Genomic DNA, 16,137 nt, shown 5'->3' with positions numbered 1-16,137 from the left:
GGAAGCAGGCCAAATACCACTGGCGAAACTTCGTCACCTGGACGAAGGAAACCATCGATGACGAAGTTCGCAACCTGCTCGGCGCATACGGCACCAAATTTCAAATCAATTTCGCCTGAACACTTATTGCACATTCGGCGTCAGTGACAAGGGAGTCATACTTCCGGCGGCGCTGCGCGCGCCGAAAGGTACCTCTTAAAACCGTTCGCCGTGTTTTAGCGCCCACGTTTTGCTCAGAACCCCGGCTCATCACCGCACCGCCACCGCCGGGGCAACACACCGACACTTCATTCGAAGTGGGGGGCGCCCACGAGAGCAGCGGCGCGTCGCCGAGGCGAAGCCGATGGCCCCACCGTACACGAACGAAGCCTCTGGTTTCTCTGGCAGACCCGTCCGCGACGCACGCAGTGCGGAGTGGGAGCTGATGACTCCCTTGTCACTAACGCGGAATGTGCGAGAACACGGATTCCAGATGCACCACTACCCCCTCCAAGCCAGGGGACCCACTTAAAAATTAGCGGTTTAAGCTGCTTTCTTTTGCCTACTTTTCTTTGCAGCAGGCAAAGAAAAGTAGGTGCCCGCCCCGCACAGGGGCGACGCTAATAGACCAATAAGAAAACAAGGAAAGGCCAACGCCGCAGGCAGACAAACAGCGCCGCGACGACAAACAATTCAAGGAAAGGCCCCCGCCGCAGGCAGACAACCAAGCGCCGCGCAGGCCAAAAAACCATCAAACAGCTACAGCAACACTTTCCTTAAGCACAGCCTCAAGAATCCCCATTGCCTCATCAAAGACAGAATCCTGAATCGTAAGCGGGAACAGAAACCGAACAACATTCGAATAAACACCACAAACCAACAGCAACAACCCGCGCTCAAGCGCCCGCGCCTGCACCCGCTTGGTGAACTCAGCATCCGGCTCCGTCCCACCTGCCTTGCAGAACTCAACAGCCACCATCCCGCCCGGCCCACGCACATCGGCGATCTGCGGAACTTCGCTCTGAAGCGCGATCAGCTTCGCCTTAACACGATCACCCAACACGGTAGCCCGCTCGCAGAGCTTCTCTTCATCGATGATATCGAGCACAGCATGCGCGGAAGCAACCGCCAGCGGGTTACCCGCATAAGTCCCACCCAAACCGCCAGGCGCCGCAGCGTCCATCAGGTCAGCACGCCCGACCACACCCGACAACGGCATGCCGCCCGCCAGGCTCTTGGCCATCGTCATCAGATCAGGCACCACGTCATAGTGATGCATCGCAAACAACTTGCCGGTACGGCCAAAACCCGTCTGCACTTCATCGGCAATCAGCAAAATGCCATGCTCATTGCACAGCTTGCGCAAGGCACGCACGAACTCGGCCGGCGCCGGGTAGAAACCGCCTTCGCCCTGAACCGGTTCGAAAATAATCGCCGCGACGCGCTTCGGATCGATGTCGGCCTTGAACAGAAACTCGATCGCCTTCAGCGAATCGGCTGTCGTCACACCGTGCAGCGGATTCGGGAACGGCGCATGGAACACGTCCGCCGGGAACGGACCAAAGCCGATCTTGTACGGCGCAACCTTGCCGGTCAGCGCCATGCCCATCATCGTGCGGCCATGGAAACCGCCCGTGAACGCAATCACGCCCGGACGGCCGGTCGCGGCACGCGCAATCTTGATCGCGTTTTCAACAGCTTCGGCGCCAGTCGTGAAGAAGGCGGTTTTTTTCGGGTAGTCGCCCGGCGCGCGCTGATTGATCTTCTCAGCCAGTTCGACGTACGACGCGTACGGCACGATCTGATACGCAGTGTGCGTGAAATGATCGAGCTGGTCGCGGATCGCGGCCAGAATCTTCGGGTGACGGTGGCCCGTGTTGCACACCGCAATGCCCGCAGCGAAATCGATGAAGCGGCGGCCTTCGACGTCCCACAACTCGGCGTTCTCCGCGCGCTCGGCGTAGAAATCGCACATCACCCCAACGCCGCGCGGCGTGGCGGCGTCTTTGCGGCTCTTCAGTTCAGCATTCTTCATGGTCATCTCCTTTGCTCCTCGGTTTTGTTGGGCACCGCTTGCGGGGAGCCGCCTGCGGACGCCGCGCGCTCAGCGCAGCACATACAGCGACTATAATGAGATTTGGCTCTTAACTTCAGAGCCATTTCAATAAAAATATAGGAGCCAATCGTGCGAACGAGCGTTTTGTCCGACTGGCTGGCGCAGCGCCTCGACCGCGGCAACGGCCAGCCGATCTATCGTCAGCTGCATCGGCTGTTGCAGCAGGCGATCCTGTCGCGCGAATTGCCGCCGGGCAGCAAGGTGCCGTCGTCGCGTCTGCTGGCGCAGGAATTGGGCATCGGGCGCAATACCGTCACGCAGGTATACGAGCAGTTGGTGCTGGAAGGCTATGTGAGCTCGGCGACCGGCCGCGGCACGTTCGTTGCCGATAGCGCGCCAGACGAGATCGTCGGCGTGCCCGACGCCGAGACGCCGGCCGCGCCGCTCGAGTCATTGCCGCCGCCGTTGCAGGGCAACCGCGCGTTGTCGACGCGCGGCGCGCGGCTCATCGCGGGTGCGGGCGTGTCGAAGCGGCAATGGGGCGCGTTTATGCCCGGGGTGCCGGATGTCACGAAGTTTCCGGCGCGCGTGTGGAGCCGCCTGCACAACAAGTATTGGCGCCGGCTGCGTCCGGACTTGCTGACCTACGCGCCGGGTGGCGGGCTGGCCTCGCTGCGGCACGCGTTGGCCGACTATCTGCGTACTTCGCGTTCGGTGCGTTGTACGCCCGAGCAGATCATCATCACGACCGGGATCCACCAGTCGGTCGACCTCGCTGTGCGTCTGCTGTCTGATCCGGGCGATCTGATCTGGACCGAAGATCCCTGCTATTGGGGCGTGCGCAGCGTGCTGCACGTGTCCGGGCTGCAATCCCGGCCGATCGCTGTCGACGAAGAAGGCATCAATCCCTCCGCCGATGATCTCGCCCAGCCGCCGAAACTGATGCTCGTCACGCCGTCGCATCAATATCCGCTTGGCATGGTGATGAGTCTCGCGCGGCGCCGCATGTTGCTCGAGTACGCGCGGCAGAACCAGTGCTGGATCATCGAAGACGACTATGACAGTGAATTCCGCTACGGCAGCCGGCCGCTGGCATCGCTGCAAGGTCTGGATACGTCTGGGCAGGTGATCTACGTGGGCAGCTTCGGCAAGACGCTGTTTCCGGGGTTGCGCATCGGTTACCTGGTCGTGCCCGAAGCGCTGGCCGAGAACTTTGCGACCGCGAGCGCGGAGCTGTACCGGGAAGGGCAGTTGTTGCAGCAGGCGATGCTCGCGGAGTTCATCGCGGAGGGACATTTCACGTCGCATATCCGCAAGATGCGCGCGCTTTACGGGCAGCGTCGCCAGACCCTGCTGGATGCCGCCGCACACCGTTATGGCGATGCGCTCCCGGCGGTGGGCGGCGATGCCGGTTTGCATCTGGTGATGCAGTTGCCCGAAGGCAGCGACGACCGCGCGGTGGCGGCGGCTGCGCTGGCGCGCAATATCGTCGTACGGCCGTTGTCGGGGTATTACGCGCAACCTGCGCTGGCACCATCGGGTTTGCTGATTGGCTACGCATGCGTGCCGGACGAGGAGATCGCGCCTGCTTTCAATACGCTGGCTGATGCGATCGACGCGACGCTTGTGGAGTTCGCGTGAGCGAGGGCTTGAGGGCGGGTGAGGGCGCTTTACAGCCTCAAAGCAGCTTTAAAACGGCTTTAGAGCGGAGCAACGACGCGGCAGCAACGTGGCATCAACATAGCGCTTCTGTGCTTCAAATCCGGATCAACACAGCCCCCAGCGTAACCAGTGCGCATGCCACGATACGCCGCGTCGTCAGCTTCTCGCGCATGAACAGCCACCCGATCAGCACCGCGAAGATCGAACTCAGCTCGCGCAGCGCGGAGACCATCGCGATTGGCAGATAGCGATAGGCCTCGATGATCAGGCAATAGGCGGTGAGTGCGAGCGCGCCGGACGCGATGCCCTTGAGCACCGCCGCGCGGCCGATGAATAGCCCCTTGGCTCCGCCACGCCAATGCCAGGCGAGCAGAAACTGCGGGATATTCCAGATCAGATAAACCCACATGATGTAGCTCATGCCATTGCCCGCCACGCGCGCGCCGATTCCGTCGACCACCGAATACGTCGCGATGAAAAAGCCCGTGAGCAACGCGAACGGCACGCTTTCGCCGGAAAAACGCATGCCGCGGCGGAACGCCAGCGAGACGATGCCAAGCGACACCAGCGCCACGCCGATTGCCGCCAATGGCTTCAGCGATTCGTGTGCGAACACCAGCGCGCCGACGAACACAAGCATCGGCGAAAGACCGCGCGCAATCGGATAGATCTGGCCGAAGTCGCCGCTCTTGTACGCGCGGATCAGTGCCAGCAGGTAGCCGAATTCGAGGACGACCGAGGCAAAGATATAAGGCCACGCGGCCGGTTCAGGCAAAGGCAGCGCGATCACGCCGACCGCGCTGACGGCGATATACGGAATCGCCATCATGCCGAGCAGCCATACACGGTCTTCGGATAGATGCAGAAACGCGTTCCAGGTGGCGTGAAGCAGCGCGGAGAGCAGCACCAGCAAGACGACAAAGGTGTCCATTGACGATCAGGGAGAGGAGAAAGAAGGCCAGGGGCCGGCCGCGAGCCCATGATTATTCCAGCAGAACGCCGCAATGGCCGAATCACGCTTTAACTAGAGGGCTTTGGGGAGCGTCGCTGGACGCGGTCGCATGCACGTAGCCTACGGCCGTGCTCGACCGCAGCATTCCGGGTGCCACGTGTACGCAGGCGCTGACGGCGGTCGCCGCCGCATTGAAATCGAGCGGCTACGGTGGAAATGGACAGGGCGCTGGTGGAAGCCGGGAGCGCCGAAATGGCGGGAAGTGCTGCGTGGCGTGCTGAAAACGAGTATCGGTATGCTGCCGGCCGAAGGCGGTCAAGGTGTCGTCGTGCGAGCGCGTTTCGACGATACGGTGTGGGACAGTAACGGCGACGCCCGCACGAAGACTGTGCTGGCGCGTGACGAATATGATGCGTTCTTCGGCAAGGTCGGCGAGGCGCTCAATAGTGCTTTGACGCCTCGCCAGCCTTGAACCCGCGATGGCCAAACACCGGATCGCGTCAGACAGCGGCGGCCAGTATCACGTCACCCGTTCGCGCAGCCACGCGGACGCCAGATCGATCACCGTCACCACCACGATCACCATGATCATCACCGCGGCCGTCTGCGCATAATCGAACGAGCGGATTGCCTCGTACAGCACCACACCGATCCCACCCGCGCCGACCATGCCGACCACCATCGCCGAGCGCACGTTCGATTCGAAGCGATATAGCGCGTACGAGATCCACAACGGCAGCACTTGCGGCAGTACGCCGTAGATGATTTCGTCGAGACTGGTCGCGCCGGTGGCGCGCACGCCTTCAGCCGGACGCGGATCGATTGCTTCGACCGCTTCGGCGAAGAGCTTGGCGAGCACGCCGGTGGTGTGCACCCACAATGCCAGCACGCCGGCGAACGGGCCGAGCCCCACTGCGACGATGAACAGCATCGCGAAGACCATTTCATTGATCGCGCGGCACGCGTCCATCATGCGGCGCATCGGCTGTACGATCCACATCGGCGCCATGTTGTGTGCGGACATCAGTCCGCACGGCACCGCGCACACCAATGAGAGGGCCGTGCCCCACACCGCTACCGAAAGCGTCACAACCATCTCGTGAAGGTAGCTGCGCCATTCGGTGAAGTCCGGCGGGAAGAAGTCCTTGGCGAACTGACCCATGTTGCCGGAGTCGGAGAGCAGGTCGAGCGGACGCATATCGGCGCCGTGCCACGCGCCACCCAGCACGGCAAGTACCGCGATCCAGCCGAGGAGCGACAGCCAGCTGCGCTTGCCCGCGGCAGGGGCAGCACGGCGCGCCGTCTGCGCGGCGAGCGCTTCGCTCGCGCGCGTGGGCGACGTGATCAGATCAACCGTGTTCATTGCTTGGAGACGGCGGTGTTGAGTGCGCTCAGCTTGGCATCGAGTGCGGCCAGCTGGGTCTTGCGGTCGTCGTCGGACAGATGCGTGTCGCTCTCGATCTTCTGCTTCTGCTGGAACAACGCGACCTGGCGGATCGGCAGCAACTGCGCATCCGACGATGCCGCGAAGCCGGCGTAGCCTGTAATCGCCGCCATCACCGCTTTTTCATGCGGATCGGTCTTGCCGTAGTTCACGAAGAAGTTGCGGATCTTGTCTTTGGTGGCTTGCGGCAGATCCTTGCGCCATACCAGCGGGTCCGACGGAATCAGCGGCGACGTCCACAGCACGCGTACTTGCGCAAACTTATCCGGATGCTGCTTCTTCAGCGTGTCGAGCTCCTCGGTGTTATTGGTCGCGATATCGATCTTGTTGTTCACCACAGCCAGCAGATTCGCTTCGTGGCTCGACGGCAGCACCGCCTTGAACGAGGTGTTGACCGGCGTGTTGTGCTTGGCGAACAGGTAATAGCCGGGGATCAGCGTGCCCGAGGTGGAGTTCGGATCGCCGAAACCGAGCGTGACGTCCTTGGTGTTTTTAAACACGTCGTCGAGCGTCTTGAAGCGGCTGTTCACGTTGGTAATCAGCACCGACTTGTAACCAGCTTCGCCATTCAAATACAGGACCTTCGCGAACACTTCGCCTTGCGCGCGATCCACCGCTTCGATCGCCGACGCATTACCGAAATAGCCGACCTGGACCTTGTTAAAGCGCATGCCTTCGATAATGCCAGCGTAGTCGGTCGCGAAGAACGCTTTGACGTTCAGGCCGGTTTGCTTGTTCATGTCCGCGATCAGCGGCTCCCAGCGCTCTTTCAGCACGGAGGAGGAGTCGGTCGAGATGATGCCGAGGTTGAGGTCTTCGGCTTGTGCAGTGGCGACGCAGGCGAATGCGGCCGCGCCGACGGTCAGCCTGATCAGTGAACGCAAGAATTTCATCGCTTTGAGATCCGGTTGGGTGAACAGAATGGGTAGACGCGCTCAGTTGGCGTGCGCAGGATTGAGGGCGAACGCGTAGCGCGTTGAAGCGGGCGTGGCGTCTTGCGCGGGTGCGCCGGTTTCGATGCCGTCAGCGTTGTCGCCAGCAGGATGGGCCGCGCCATCGGCGGCGGCTTCGTCGAGCAGTTCGCGGGCATCATCGCCATAGAGCTTCTTGAGCAGCGCCGGGCTCAGTGCGGCGGAGGGGCCGTCGTAGACCACCTTGCCGCGGCGTAGCGCAACGGTGCGCGGGCAATACTGCATCGCAATGTCGACCTGATGCAGCGACACCAGCACGGTCAGTTGATGCTCCAGATTCAGCGTGCGCAGCATCTCCATCACGCGGCGCGACGATTCAGGATCGAGCGAGGCGATCGGTTCGTCGGCGAGCACGATGCGCGCGCGTTGCACCAGCGCTCGCGCCAATGCCGCGCGTTGCTGCTGGCCGCCGGAGAGGTTGGCGGCGCGTTCGCGCGCATGGTCGCCAATGCCGACTTCATTGAGCGCGGCCATCGACAAGACCCGCTCGGCGCTGGGAAAGCGCCCGGTGAGACGGCGCCACAAAGGCAGTCGCGCGAGCGCGCCGATCAGCACGTTGCTCTCCACGGAGAGCCGGTTCACCAGATTGAATTGCTGGAACACGAAACCGATATCGCGGCGAATGCTGCGCACTTCTCGCACGATTCGGCCGTTCTGCTGGATCGGCCGGCCGAGAATCGCGATCTGCGACGGCTGCGCATCCGAGGCCGTGAACCCCGCGATATGCCGCAGCAGCGTCGACTTGCCGGAGCCCGAGGCTCCGATCAAGGCCACCATTTCACCCGGCTCGACACGCAGATCGATTTCGTCCAGCGCCTTGCGGCCGTTGCTGAATGTCTTGCTCAACCGTTCGATACGAATTGCTTCCATAAGTATCCCTTGATGCATCGGGCCATTGCCGGCACGTGTGGGGCTCATTCTAGGAAGCGTCTGTGACGGTTGAGTGAAGGCATCGCAACGTCTAGACGACTATATCTCTATGTGTCTTTTTTGCGTCGCCAGGAAGGCAGGCAGAAGTCATTCGCTCGAATAAAAAGTGACACCCGTATGACACGATTTGCATGGAGTGGGGCCGGTTGCGCATGATCGCCCGCAGCCAGGCTATATTGCGTCATTCGGTGTGCCGTCCCCAATAACCTTGCAGTTCCTTTCGATGTCGTCATGCAGCCTTTGAGTTTTCTTCCCGACAGTTTTGCGGAGTACGAAGATCTCAAGACGATCCTCGACCAGGGCAGCGCCAGCTTCGAGATCCGCTCCGTCTGCGAGACGACGGTGCGTGGCCGGCAGTTCGCCGTGCACACCGCGAGTATCGGTTCGACCAATCCGCTCGCGCCGGCGATCGGTTTTTTTGCCGGCATTCACGGGCTCGAACGAATTGGCTCGCAACTCGTGCTCGACTACATGCGCGCGCTGCTTGCCCGGCTGGAATGGGACGAGTTGCTGGTCCGGCAGTTGCAATCGATTCGTCTGATCTTTATGCCGATCGTCAATCCGGGCGGCATGTGGGCCTCCACGCGCGCTAATCCCAACGGTGTCGATCTGATGCGCAATGCGCCGCAGAATGCCGACGAACGCGTGCCGCTGCTCGCCGGCGGCCAGCGGGTGGGCGCCTGGCTGCCCTGGTATCGGGGCCAGCAAGGCGCGCCGATGGAGCCGGAGGCGGCGGCGCTGCTGCGGGTGGTCGAAACTGAAATGGCCACGCGGCCCCTGAGCATCGCACTCGACTGCCACTCGGGTTACGGCTGGCGCGATAGCATCTGGTTTCCCTACGCGCGCACGCGCAAGCTGATGCCGCATCTGCCGGAAATGTACCTGCTGAAAACCATGTTCGAGCGCGCGCATCCGCATCATGGCTACGCGTTCGAACCGCAGAGTCACCAGTATCTGTTGCACGGCGATCTGTGGGACTTCGCGTACGACCGCACCCCGCCGCCGAACATCTTCCTGCCGATGACACTCGAACTCGGTTCGTGGCTGTGGATCAAGAAGAATCCGCGCCAACTGTTTTCGCGTCAAGGCATGTTCAATCCAGTGAAGGCGCATCGCACCGCCCGCGTGCTGCGGCGTCACGCGAACCTGCTCGATTTCCTCGCGCGTGCGGCGTACTCATCACAACGCTGGTTGCCGCAAGGCAACCGTCGCGAGCAATTGCTGCAAAGCGCGATCGACCATTGGACCCACCCGGAAGCGTCATGAGCACGTGGATTCTGTTGCGTGGACTGACGCGCGAAACACGCCATTGGGGCCGTTTGCCTGGCTTGCTGCGCGAGGCGATCGGCACGGATCGCCTGCTGCTGCTCGACCTGCCCGGCAACGGCGAGTTCGCGCACTTGCGCGCGCCGGCTGCGGTAGAGGATATGGTGGGCTTCGTACGGATTGCTGCGCTGCAAACCGGAGCAGCCGGTCCCTATCGCGTGCTGGCGATGTCGCTTGGCGGCATGGTGGCGACCGACTGGGCACAACGGCATCCCGGCGAGGTCGAGCGGCTCGTGCTGATCAATACCAGTATGCGGCCGTTCAGCCGCATGCACGAACGCCTGCGTCCATCCGCATGGCCGGGCCTTCTGGGCGTCGCAGCACACTGGCGCGACCCGCCGCGCGCGGAAAGCGGCATTCATCGGCTGACGTGCAATCACGTCGAAACGCTGGACGCCGATCTCGACGCATGGAGCGACATTCGCCGGAGCGCGCCGGTGAGCCGGGGCAATGCGTTACGGCAGCTTTGGGCTGCCGCGCGCTTTCGTGCGGCGGCAGCGAAGCCGCCTTGCCCGCTGCTGATTCTTTCTTCGTGCGCCGACAAGCTGGTCAACCCGGTGTGTTCAGCGAAGCTCGCGGCGGCGTGGGGCGCAACGCATCGCGAGCATTCATGGGCCGGTCACGACCTGCCGCACGACGACCCGGCGTGGACCAGCGAACAGGTTCGCGCGTGGCTGAGGCAAGTGCCCGGCGAGCCGAAGGCCGCGCTTTGAACAGGCCGCGGCGCGGCCGGCGGTGCGTCAACCGGCAGCGGGTATAACCTGAGTGCGCTCGCGCATCGCTTTCCGGGCGGCAGGTGCATAATCCCCGTTCAGACGATGCATGCGAATCAAGCGATACTCGCTATTGCCGCCCGCCCGGGGAGTTGATCATGCAAGCAAAGAACGAAGAAGCCGTCACACACCTGCTGAACGATGTCGTCGAATTTGCGCGTGGACGCCTGCCGGAGCCGACCTTCAACGTTGTCGAGCCGTTCCTGCGGCACTACTACGATTTCGTCGACGCCGACGATCTGCAAAGCCGCGCGATTGCCGATCTTTACGGCGCGGCGCTTGCGCACTGGCAAACCGCGCAGCGCTTCGTGCCTGGCAGCGAACGGCTACGCGTCTACAACCCGATACTCGAACAGCATGGCTGGCATTCCGATCACACGGTGATCGAGATCGTCAACGACGACATGCCGTTTCTGGTCGATTCGGTGTCGATGGCGGTCAACCGCCTCGGGCTTGCGCTGCATTCAGTCGTCCATCCGGTGTTTCGCATCTGGCGCGGGCCGGATGGCAGCATCGTGCGCGTGGGCCAAGGCGCCGAAGATGCAGCCGATGCGCGCTCGCAGCTTGCCTCGTTTATTCACTTCGAAGTCGATCGTTGCGGCGACGCAGCGAAGCTCGACGCATTGCGTGACGAGATCGCCAGGGTGCTGCGCGACGTGCGCGCCGCCGTGGAAGACTGGCCCAAGATCGTCGAACTCGCGCGCGTCACGGTCAAAGGGATGAAGGCCGGCGAGGCGGGGCCGGAAGGTGTCGAGGCCCGAGCGTTCCTCGAATGGATGGTGGCCGATCATTTCACCTTTCTCGGCCAGCGCGACTATGAATTGGTGCAGCACGGCAGCGGCTTTGGCTTGCGCGCGGTTCCGGGCTCCGGGCTCGGCATTCTGCGCGACGCGCCGCAGCCCGCCGGCGCGGCCGAAGTCACGCCGTTGCCACCGGCGGCCGTCGATATCATCACCGGATCGTCGCCCATTTTCCTGACCAAGGCCAATTCGCGCGCAACAGTGCACCGGCCGGGCTATCTGGATTACATCGGCATCAAGCTGACCGGTGCGGACGGCAAGACGATCGGCGAGCGGCGTTTTATCGGCCTGTATACGTCGACCGCGTACCTGGTGTCGGCCTCGGAGATTCCGATTGTGCGGCGCAAATGCGCGAACATCGTGCGGCGGGCTGGTTTTCTGCCGAAGGGCCACCTGGCCAAATCACTGGTGACGGTGCTCGAAACCTATCCGCGCGACGAACTCTTTCAGGCCGACGAGGACCAGCTCTACGATATCGCGCTGGGTGTGCTGCGTTTGCAGGAGCATCAGCGCACGCGTCTGTTCGTGCGGCGCGACCGCTTTGACCGCTTCGTGTCGTGTCTCGTGTTCGTACCGCGCGACAAGTACAACACCGATATGCGGCAGCGTATTGCCAACCTGCTGGCCGATGCATTCAATGGGGAAAGCGTCGAATTCACGCCGCTGTTGTCGGAGTCGACGCTCGCGCGCATTCACTTCGTCGTGCATGCGAAGCCGGGTGGCATGCCCAACGTCGATACGCGTGAACTCGAAGCGCGGCTCGTCCAGGTCACGCGCCGCTGGCAGGACGATCTCGCCGACGCATTGCTCGACGCATTCGGCGAGGAGCAGGGCAACCGTCTGCTGCAACACTATGCGGATTCGTTTCCTCCCGGCTATCGTGACGACTATCCGGCTCGTACCGCAGTGCGCGATATCGAGCTGATCGAACGCGTGCAGGGCACCGAGCGGCTCGCCATGAACCTGTACCGCCCGATCGAAGCGGGCCCGCGCGCGTTTCGTTTCAAGGTCTATCGCGCAGGGATGCCCATTGCCTTGTCGCGCAGCTTGCCGATGCTCGAACATCTCGGCGTGCGTGTCGATGAGGAACGGCCTTATCTGATCGAAGCGCTCGACGCCACACCTGCGTGGATTCACGATTTTGGCCTCGAACTCGCGGACGACGCGGAATTCGATATCGAACGCGTGAAGGATCTTTTCGAAGATGCGTTCGAACAGGTGTGGACCGGCGGAATCGAAAGCGACGATTTCAACCGTCTGGTGTTGCGCGCGCAACTGAATGCACGCGAGGTGACGATTCTGCGTGCTTATGCCAAGTACCTGAGGCAAGTGGGGTCGACCTTCAGCGACGCGTATATCGAACGCGCGGTCACCGGCAATCCGGAGATCGCCCGCATGCTGGTGGAGTTGTTCATTGCGCGCTTCGATCCGGCGCTCGGCGATACGCGCGAGGCACGCGTCGACGGCTTGTTGAAGATGATCGACAGCGCGCTCGATCAGGTGCCGAATCTCGACGAGGACCGGATACTCCGGCAATTCCTCGGCGTCATCAAGGCCACGCAGCGCACGAACTACTATCGTTTCGACGCCGATGGCCATCCGAAACCCTATCTGTCGTTCAAATTCAATCCCGCGCAGGTGCCCGGTTTGCCTGAACCGAAGCCGATGTTCGAGATCTGGGTGTACTCGCCACGTGTGGAAGGCGTGCATTTGCGCGGCGGCCGTGTCGCGCGCGGCGGGCTGCGCTGGTCGGATCGGCGTGAGGACTTCCGCACGGAAGTGCTCGGCTTGATGAAGGCGCAGATGGTGAAAAACGTGGTGATCGTGCCGGTCGGCTCCAAAGGCGGGTTTGTCGTGAAGAATCCGCCGCCGCAGACCGAACGCGACGCGTGGATGCGCGAAGGCATCGCCTGCTATCAGACGTTCTTGCGCGGCCTGCTCGATCTGACCGACAACCTCGCGGTCACGGCGGTGGTGCCGCCGCCGGATGTGGTGCGTCACGATCCCGACGATCCCTATCTGGTGGTCGCCGCCGACAAGGGCACCGCCACGTTCTCCGACTACGCGAACGCGATCTCACAGGAGTATGGTTTCTGGCTCGACGACGCCTTTGCGTCGGGTGGTTCGGTCGGTTATGACCACAAGAAAATGGCGATCACGGCGCGCGGCGCGTGGGAGTCGGTCAAGCGGCACTTCCGCGAAATGGGCGTCGATACGCAAGCGACCGACTTTACGGTGGTCGGGGTCGGCGACATGTCGGGCGATGTTTTTGGCAACGGCATGCTGTTGTCGCCGCATATCAAGCTGGTCGCCGCGTTCGATCATCGGCATATCTTTCTCGATCCGAATCCCGACCCTGCGGTAAGCCTTGCCGAGCGTGGGCGTCTTTTCATGCTCGACCGGTCGAGCTGGGCGGACTACGATCCGTCGTTGATCTCGGCCGGAGGCGGCGTGTTTCCGCGTACTGCAAAGACGATTCCGTTGTCTCCGGCGGTACAGTCGGTACTCGGTATCAGCGCGCCGGCGCTCGCGCCCAATGAACTCATGCGCGCGATTTTTCAGGCGCCTGTCGACCTGCTCTACAACGGCGGCATCGGCACCTATGTGAAGGCGAGCAGCGAAACGCATCTGCAGGTCGGCGACCGCGCCAATGATGCGATCCGCGTCAACGGCGCCGATCTGCGCTGCAAGGTCGTAGCGGAAGGCGGTAATCTCGGTCTCACGCAACTCGGACGTATTGAATTTGCGCAGCGCGGTGGGCGCATCAATACCGATGCGATCGACAACTCCGCTGGTGTCGACTGTTCGGACCACGAGGTCAACATCAAGATTCTGCTGGGGCTGGTCGTTTCCGACGGCGAAATGACCGAGAAGCAACGCAATGCACTGCTCGCGGAAATGACCGATGAAGTCGGCTTGCTCGTCTTGCAGGACAACTATTACCAGACCCAGGCACTCTCGATTGCGGGCCGCTATGGCGTCGAATTGCTCGACGCCGAAGCGCGCCTGATGCGTTACCTCGAACGCGCGGGCCGACTGAATCGCGTGATCGAGTTCTTGCCGACCGATGAAGAAGTCGCCGAACGCCAGGCCGCGAAACAAGGGCTGACCACGCCCGAACGCGCGGTGTTGCTTGCCTATAGCAAGATGTGGCTGTACGACGCACTGCTCGAATCGTCGATGCCGGAAGACCCGCTCGTCAGCGATATGCTGGTCGAATACTTTCCGAAGCCGTTGCGGCAGCGCTTTAGCGAACCGATGCAACGTCACCCGTTGCGGCGCGAAATTCTCGCCACGCATTTGACCAACGCGTTGGTGAATCGCGTGGGCTGCGAGTTTGTGCATCGCCTGATGGAAGAGACCGATGCGCAGCCTGGCGACATCGTGCGGGCCTGCATCATGGCGCGCGATGTGTTCGATCTCGACGACGTATGGCGCAGTATCGACGCACTCGATAACCGTGTCGCCGACGATGTGCAGGCGCGCATGTTCGTCGAAGTGGCGCGGCTCGTCGAACGCTCGGCGCTGTGGTTCCTGCGGCAGTTGCAATCGGGCGCGGTCAGCGACGGCGATGTCGCCGGCTTGCTCGCACGCTGCCGCGACGCGGCGCAACGCCTCGCGCCGCAATGGCCCGCGCTGCTGCCGAGCGCCGATCTGGAAGCGTTGTCCGAGCGGCAACGCGTGCTCGTGGACGCGGGTGTCGATAGCGAACTGGCGGTGCGGATCGCCAGCGGCGAAATCTCGGCGGCGTTGCTCGACATCGCCGAAGTGGCGTCAACCTGCGGGCGCAGCCTCGAACTCGTGGCGGGTGTCTACTTCGCGCTCGGCACGCTGCTGAACTACGGCTGGATCAGCGAGCGCGCGTCCGCCCTGTCGGCACCCACGCACTGGGACATGCTGGCGCGCGCCACGGCGCTGGCCGAGTTCGCACGCCTGAAACGCGCGTTGACCACGAGCGCGCTGACCGGCGCCGACGAAGCGTCCACGCCGGATGCGCTAGTTCATACGTGGCGTGAGAAGCGCGCCGCGCAACTGGAGCGTTATACGCGCCTGCTGGCCGATCTGCGGGCCACGGGCGGCGCGAGCTTGTCGATGCTGCTGGTGATCGTGCGTGAGATGGCTGCGCTCGAAAGGGCATAGCACAACGGACGGCGGGCGAGGGTAGAGGCGCGGCATACGTCACGGACCCCGGCGAAAAACAACGCCGGGGTTGGACGCATGCCGCCTGGCATGTCCATAATACGGACCATTGCCAACCGAAAGCGCACTGCCAACTCACGGACCCCCTCCACGACGATGAAAGAAGAATCGCCGAAAGCCATTTTCTATGCGCTCGCCGCCAACCTCGGCATCGCCATTTGCAAGTTCGCTGCTGCCACGTTCACCGGTTCCGGCTCGATGTTCGCCGAAGCCATCCACTCGACCGCCGACTGCGGTAACCAGTTGCTGCTGCTATTCGGCTTGCGTGAAGCGCGCAAGCCCGCGAGCCCGTTGCATCCCATGGGCAGTGGCCGCGAGATCAATTTCTATTCGCTGCTGGTGGCGTTGCTGCTGTTCTTTGTCGGCGGCGCGTTTTCGGTGTACGAGGGCGTGCATCGTCTATTTGCGCGTGAGCCTTTGCAGCATGCGTATGTGGCGCTCATCGTACTCGGCGTTTCGGTGGTGCTCGAAGCCCTTTCGCTGTGGGGCGCGGTTAAGGAAATCCGCAAGACGCATCCCGACAAAAGCCTGTGGCGCTGGTTTCGCGAAACGCGCGAGTCCGAACTGCTGGTGGTGGCCGGTGAGGACATCGCTGCGTTAGCGGGTCTTGCGATGGCCTTCGTCGCGGTGTTGCTGACGATGGTGACCGGCAATCCCGTCTACGACGCATGGGGCTCCATCGGCGTGGGTGTGTTGCTGATGGTGATTGCGTGGCTGGTGGCGCGCGAAGTGAAGTCGATGATCGTCGGTGAATCGGCGAGCCCGGAAGTGCGCCGCGCGATCGAGGCGCACCTGCGCACGCGGTCGGAGATTCGCAGCATCATCAACATGATTACGCTGCAGTGGGGCCGTCACGTGGTGGTCGCGGTGCAGGCGGAAATGATCGACTACGCGAGCGGCCGCGCGATGGTCGATGCGATCAACGTGATCGAAGCGGACTTGCAGGCGGCGTTTCCGCAAGTGCGCTGGGTGTTTTTTGAACCGGACGTGCCGCGGGTTTGATGCGTTGCCGCTTGCGGGCTACGTCCGGTCCATCCGGGGCCG

At 62.5% G+C, this 16,137-nt stretch carries 11 protein-coding genes; 6 read left to right on the top strand and 5 right to left on the bottom strand.

The window, feature by feature from the left end:
* Window positions 1-730: 730 nt before the first annotated feature.
* On the bottom strand, window positions 731-2,014 hold the full coding sequence (locus GNZ12_RS39225) for a 4-aminobutyrate--2-oxoglutarate transaminase (protein ID WP_172317746.1): 1,284 nt from the start codon (window positions 2,012-2,014) through the stop codon (window positions 731-733).
* 150 nt (window positions 2,015-2,164) lie between these two features.
* Between GNZ12_RS39225 and pdxR the strand changes: the two genes are divergently transcribed.
* Window positions 2,165-3,676 (top strand): MocR-like pyridoxine biosynthesis transcription factor PdxR, encoded by a 1,512-nt coding sequence (pdxR, locus tag GNZ12_RS39220; RefSeq protein ID WP_172317744.1) that lies wholly within the window; start codon window positions 2,165-2,167, stop codon window positions 3,674-3,676.
* A gap of 115 nt (window positions 3,677-3,791) precedes the next feature.
* Here the strand turns inward: pdxR and GNZ12_RS39215 are convergent, their stop codons facing one another.
* A complete protein-coding gene (locus GNZ12_RS39215; RefSeq protein WP_172317742.1) occupies window positions 3,792-4,628 on the bottom strand; it encodes a DMT family transporter in 837 nt (278 codons plus the stop codon).
* Between the two features lie 130 nt (window positions 4,629-4,758).
* Here GNZ12_RS39215 and GNZ12_RS39210 point away from each other — a divergent pair, with 130 nt between their 5' ends.
* The gene (locus tag GNZ12_RS39210; protein WP_172317740.1) at window positions 4,759-5,121 is read left to right on the top strand and encodes a hypothetical protein; all 363 of its coding nucleotides are present in this window, start codon (window positions 4,759-4,761) and stop codon (window positions 5,119-5,121) included.
* Window positions 5,122-5,169: 48 nt separating this feature from the next.
* On the opposite strand, the gene phnE is transcribed toward GNZ12_RS39210, so the two are convergent.
* The 3 genes from phnE to phnC are packed head-to-tail and all read right to left on the bottom strand — an operon-like array spanning window position 5,170 to window position 7,934.
* Window positions 5,170-6,012, bottom strand: a complete 843-nt coding sequence (gene phnE, locus GNZ12_RS39205) for a phosphonate ABC transporter, permease protein PhnE (RefSeq protein WP_172317738.1) — start codon at window positions 6,010-6,012, stop codon at window positions 5,170-5,172.
* A complete protein-coding gene (phnD, locus tag GNZ12_RS39200; protein WP_172317736.1) occupies window positions 6,009-6,986 on the bottom strand; it encodes a phosphonate ABC transporter substrate-binding protein in 978 nt (325 codons plus the stop codon). The genes phnE and phnD overlap by 4 nt, the downstream gene beginning before the upstream one ends.
* Window positions 6,987-7,028: 42 nt before the next feature.
* Entirely contained in the window at window positions 7,029-7,934 is a 906-nt protein-coding gene (gene phnC, locus GNZ12_RS39195) for a phosphonate ABC transporter ATP-binding protein (protein WP_172317734.1), read from the bottom strand.
* A 291-nt stretch (window positions 7,935-8,225) separates the two neighbouring features.
* On the opposite strand from phnC, the gene GNZ12_RS39190 reads away from it, so the two are divergent.
* The 4 genes from GNZ12_RS39190 to GNZ12_RS39175 all read left to right on the top strand — a co-directional run bounded on the left by GNZ12_RS39190 (window position 8,226) and on the right by GNZ12_RS39175 (window position 16,095).
* A complete protein-coding gene (locus GNZ12_RS39190; protein ID WP_172317732.1) occupies window positions 8,226-9,260 on the top strand; it encodes a M14 family zinc carboxypeptidase in 1,035 nt (344 codons plus the stop codon).
* Entirely contained in the window at window positions 9,257-10,033 is a 777-nt protein-coding gene (locus GNZ12_RS39185; protein ID WP_172317730.1) for an alpha/beta fold hydrolase, read from the top strand. Before GNZ12_RS39190 ends, GNZ12_RS39185 begins: the two co-directional genes overlap by 4 nt.
* A 158-nt stretch (window positions 10,034-10,191) precedes the next feature.
* Window positions 10,192-15,033, top strand: a complete 4,842-nt coding sequence (locus tag GNZ12_RS39180) for an NAD-glutamate dehydrogenase (protein ID WP_172317728.1) — start codon at window positions 10,192-10,194, stop codon at window positions 15,031-15,033.
* 156 nt (window positions 15,034-15,189) lie between these two features.
* Entirely contained in the window at window positions 15,190-16,095 is a 906-nt protein-coding gene (locus GNZ12_RS39175; protein WP_074286776.1) for a cation diffusion facilitator family transporter, read from the top strand.
* Window positions 16,096-16,137: the final 42 nt, after the last annotated feature.

Source organism: Paraburkholderia solitsugae (assembly GCF_013177695.1).
GTDB lineage: Bacteria > Pseudomonadota > Gammaproteobacteria > Burkholderiales > Burkholderiaceae > Paraburkholderia > Paraburkholderia solitsugae.
Note: the sequence above shows the minus strand (reverse complement) of the source record. Positions and strands in the feature narration are given on the sequence as shown.

Bases quoted from the DNA above. Each gene is read 5' to 3' on its own strand.
- GNZ12_RS39215 (WP_172317742.1), bottom strand. From the start codon at position 4,628: ATGGACACCTTTGTCGTCTTGCTGGTGCTGCTCTCCGCGCTGCTTCAC.
- phnD (WP_172317736.1), bottom strand. From the start codon at position 6,986: ATGAAATTCTTGCGTTCACTGATCAGGCTGACCGTCGGCGCGGCCGCA.
- GNZ12_RS39210 (WP_172317740.1), top strand. From the start codon at position 4,759: ATGCACGTAGCCTACGGCCGTGCTCGACCGCAGCATTCCGGGTGCCAC.
- GNZ12_RS39225 (WP_172317746.1), bottom strand. From the start codon at position 2,014: ATGAAGAATGCTGAACTGAAGAGCCGCAAAGACGCCGCCACGCCGCGC.
- phnC (WP_172317734.1), bottom strand. From the start codon at position 7,934: ATGGAAGCAATTCGTATCGAACGGTTGAGCAAGACATTCAGCAACGGC.
- GNZ12_RS39175 (WP_074286776.1), top strand. From the start codon at position 15,190: ATGAAAGAAGAATCGCCGAAAGCCATTTTCTATGCGCTCGCCGCCAAC.
- GNZ12_RS39185 (WP_172317730.1), top strand. From the start codon at position 9,257: ATGAGCACGTGGATTCTGTTGCGTGGACTGACGCGCGAAACACGCCAT.
- phnE (WP_172317738.1), bottom strand. From the start codon at position 6,012: ATGAACACGGTTGATCTGATCACGTCGCCCACGCGCGCGAGCGAAGCG.
- GNZ12_RS39190 (WP_172317732.1), top strand. From the start codon at position 8,226: ATGCAGCCTTTGAGTTTTCTTCCCGACAGTTTTGCGGAGTACGAAGAT.
- GNZ12_RS39180 (WP_172317728.1), top strand. From the start codon at position 10,192: ATGCAAGCAAAGAACGAAGAAGCCGTCACACACCTGCTGAACGATGTC.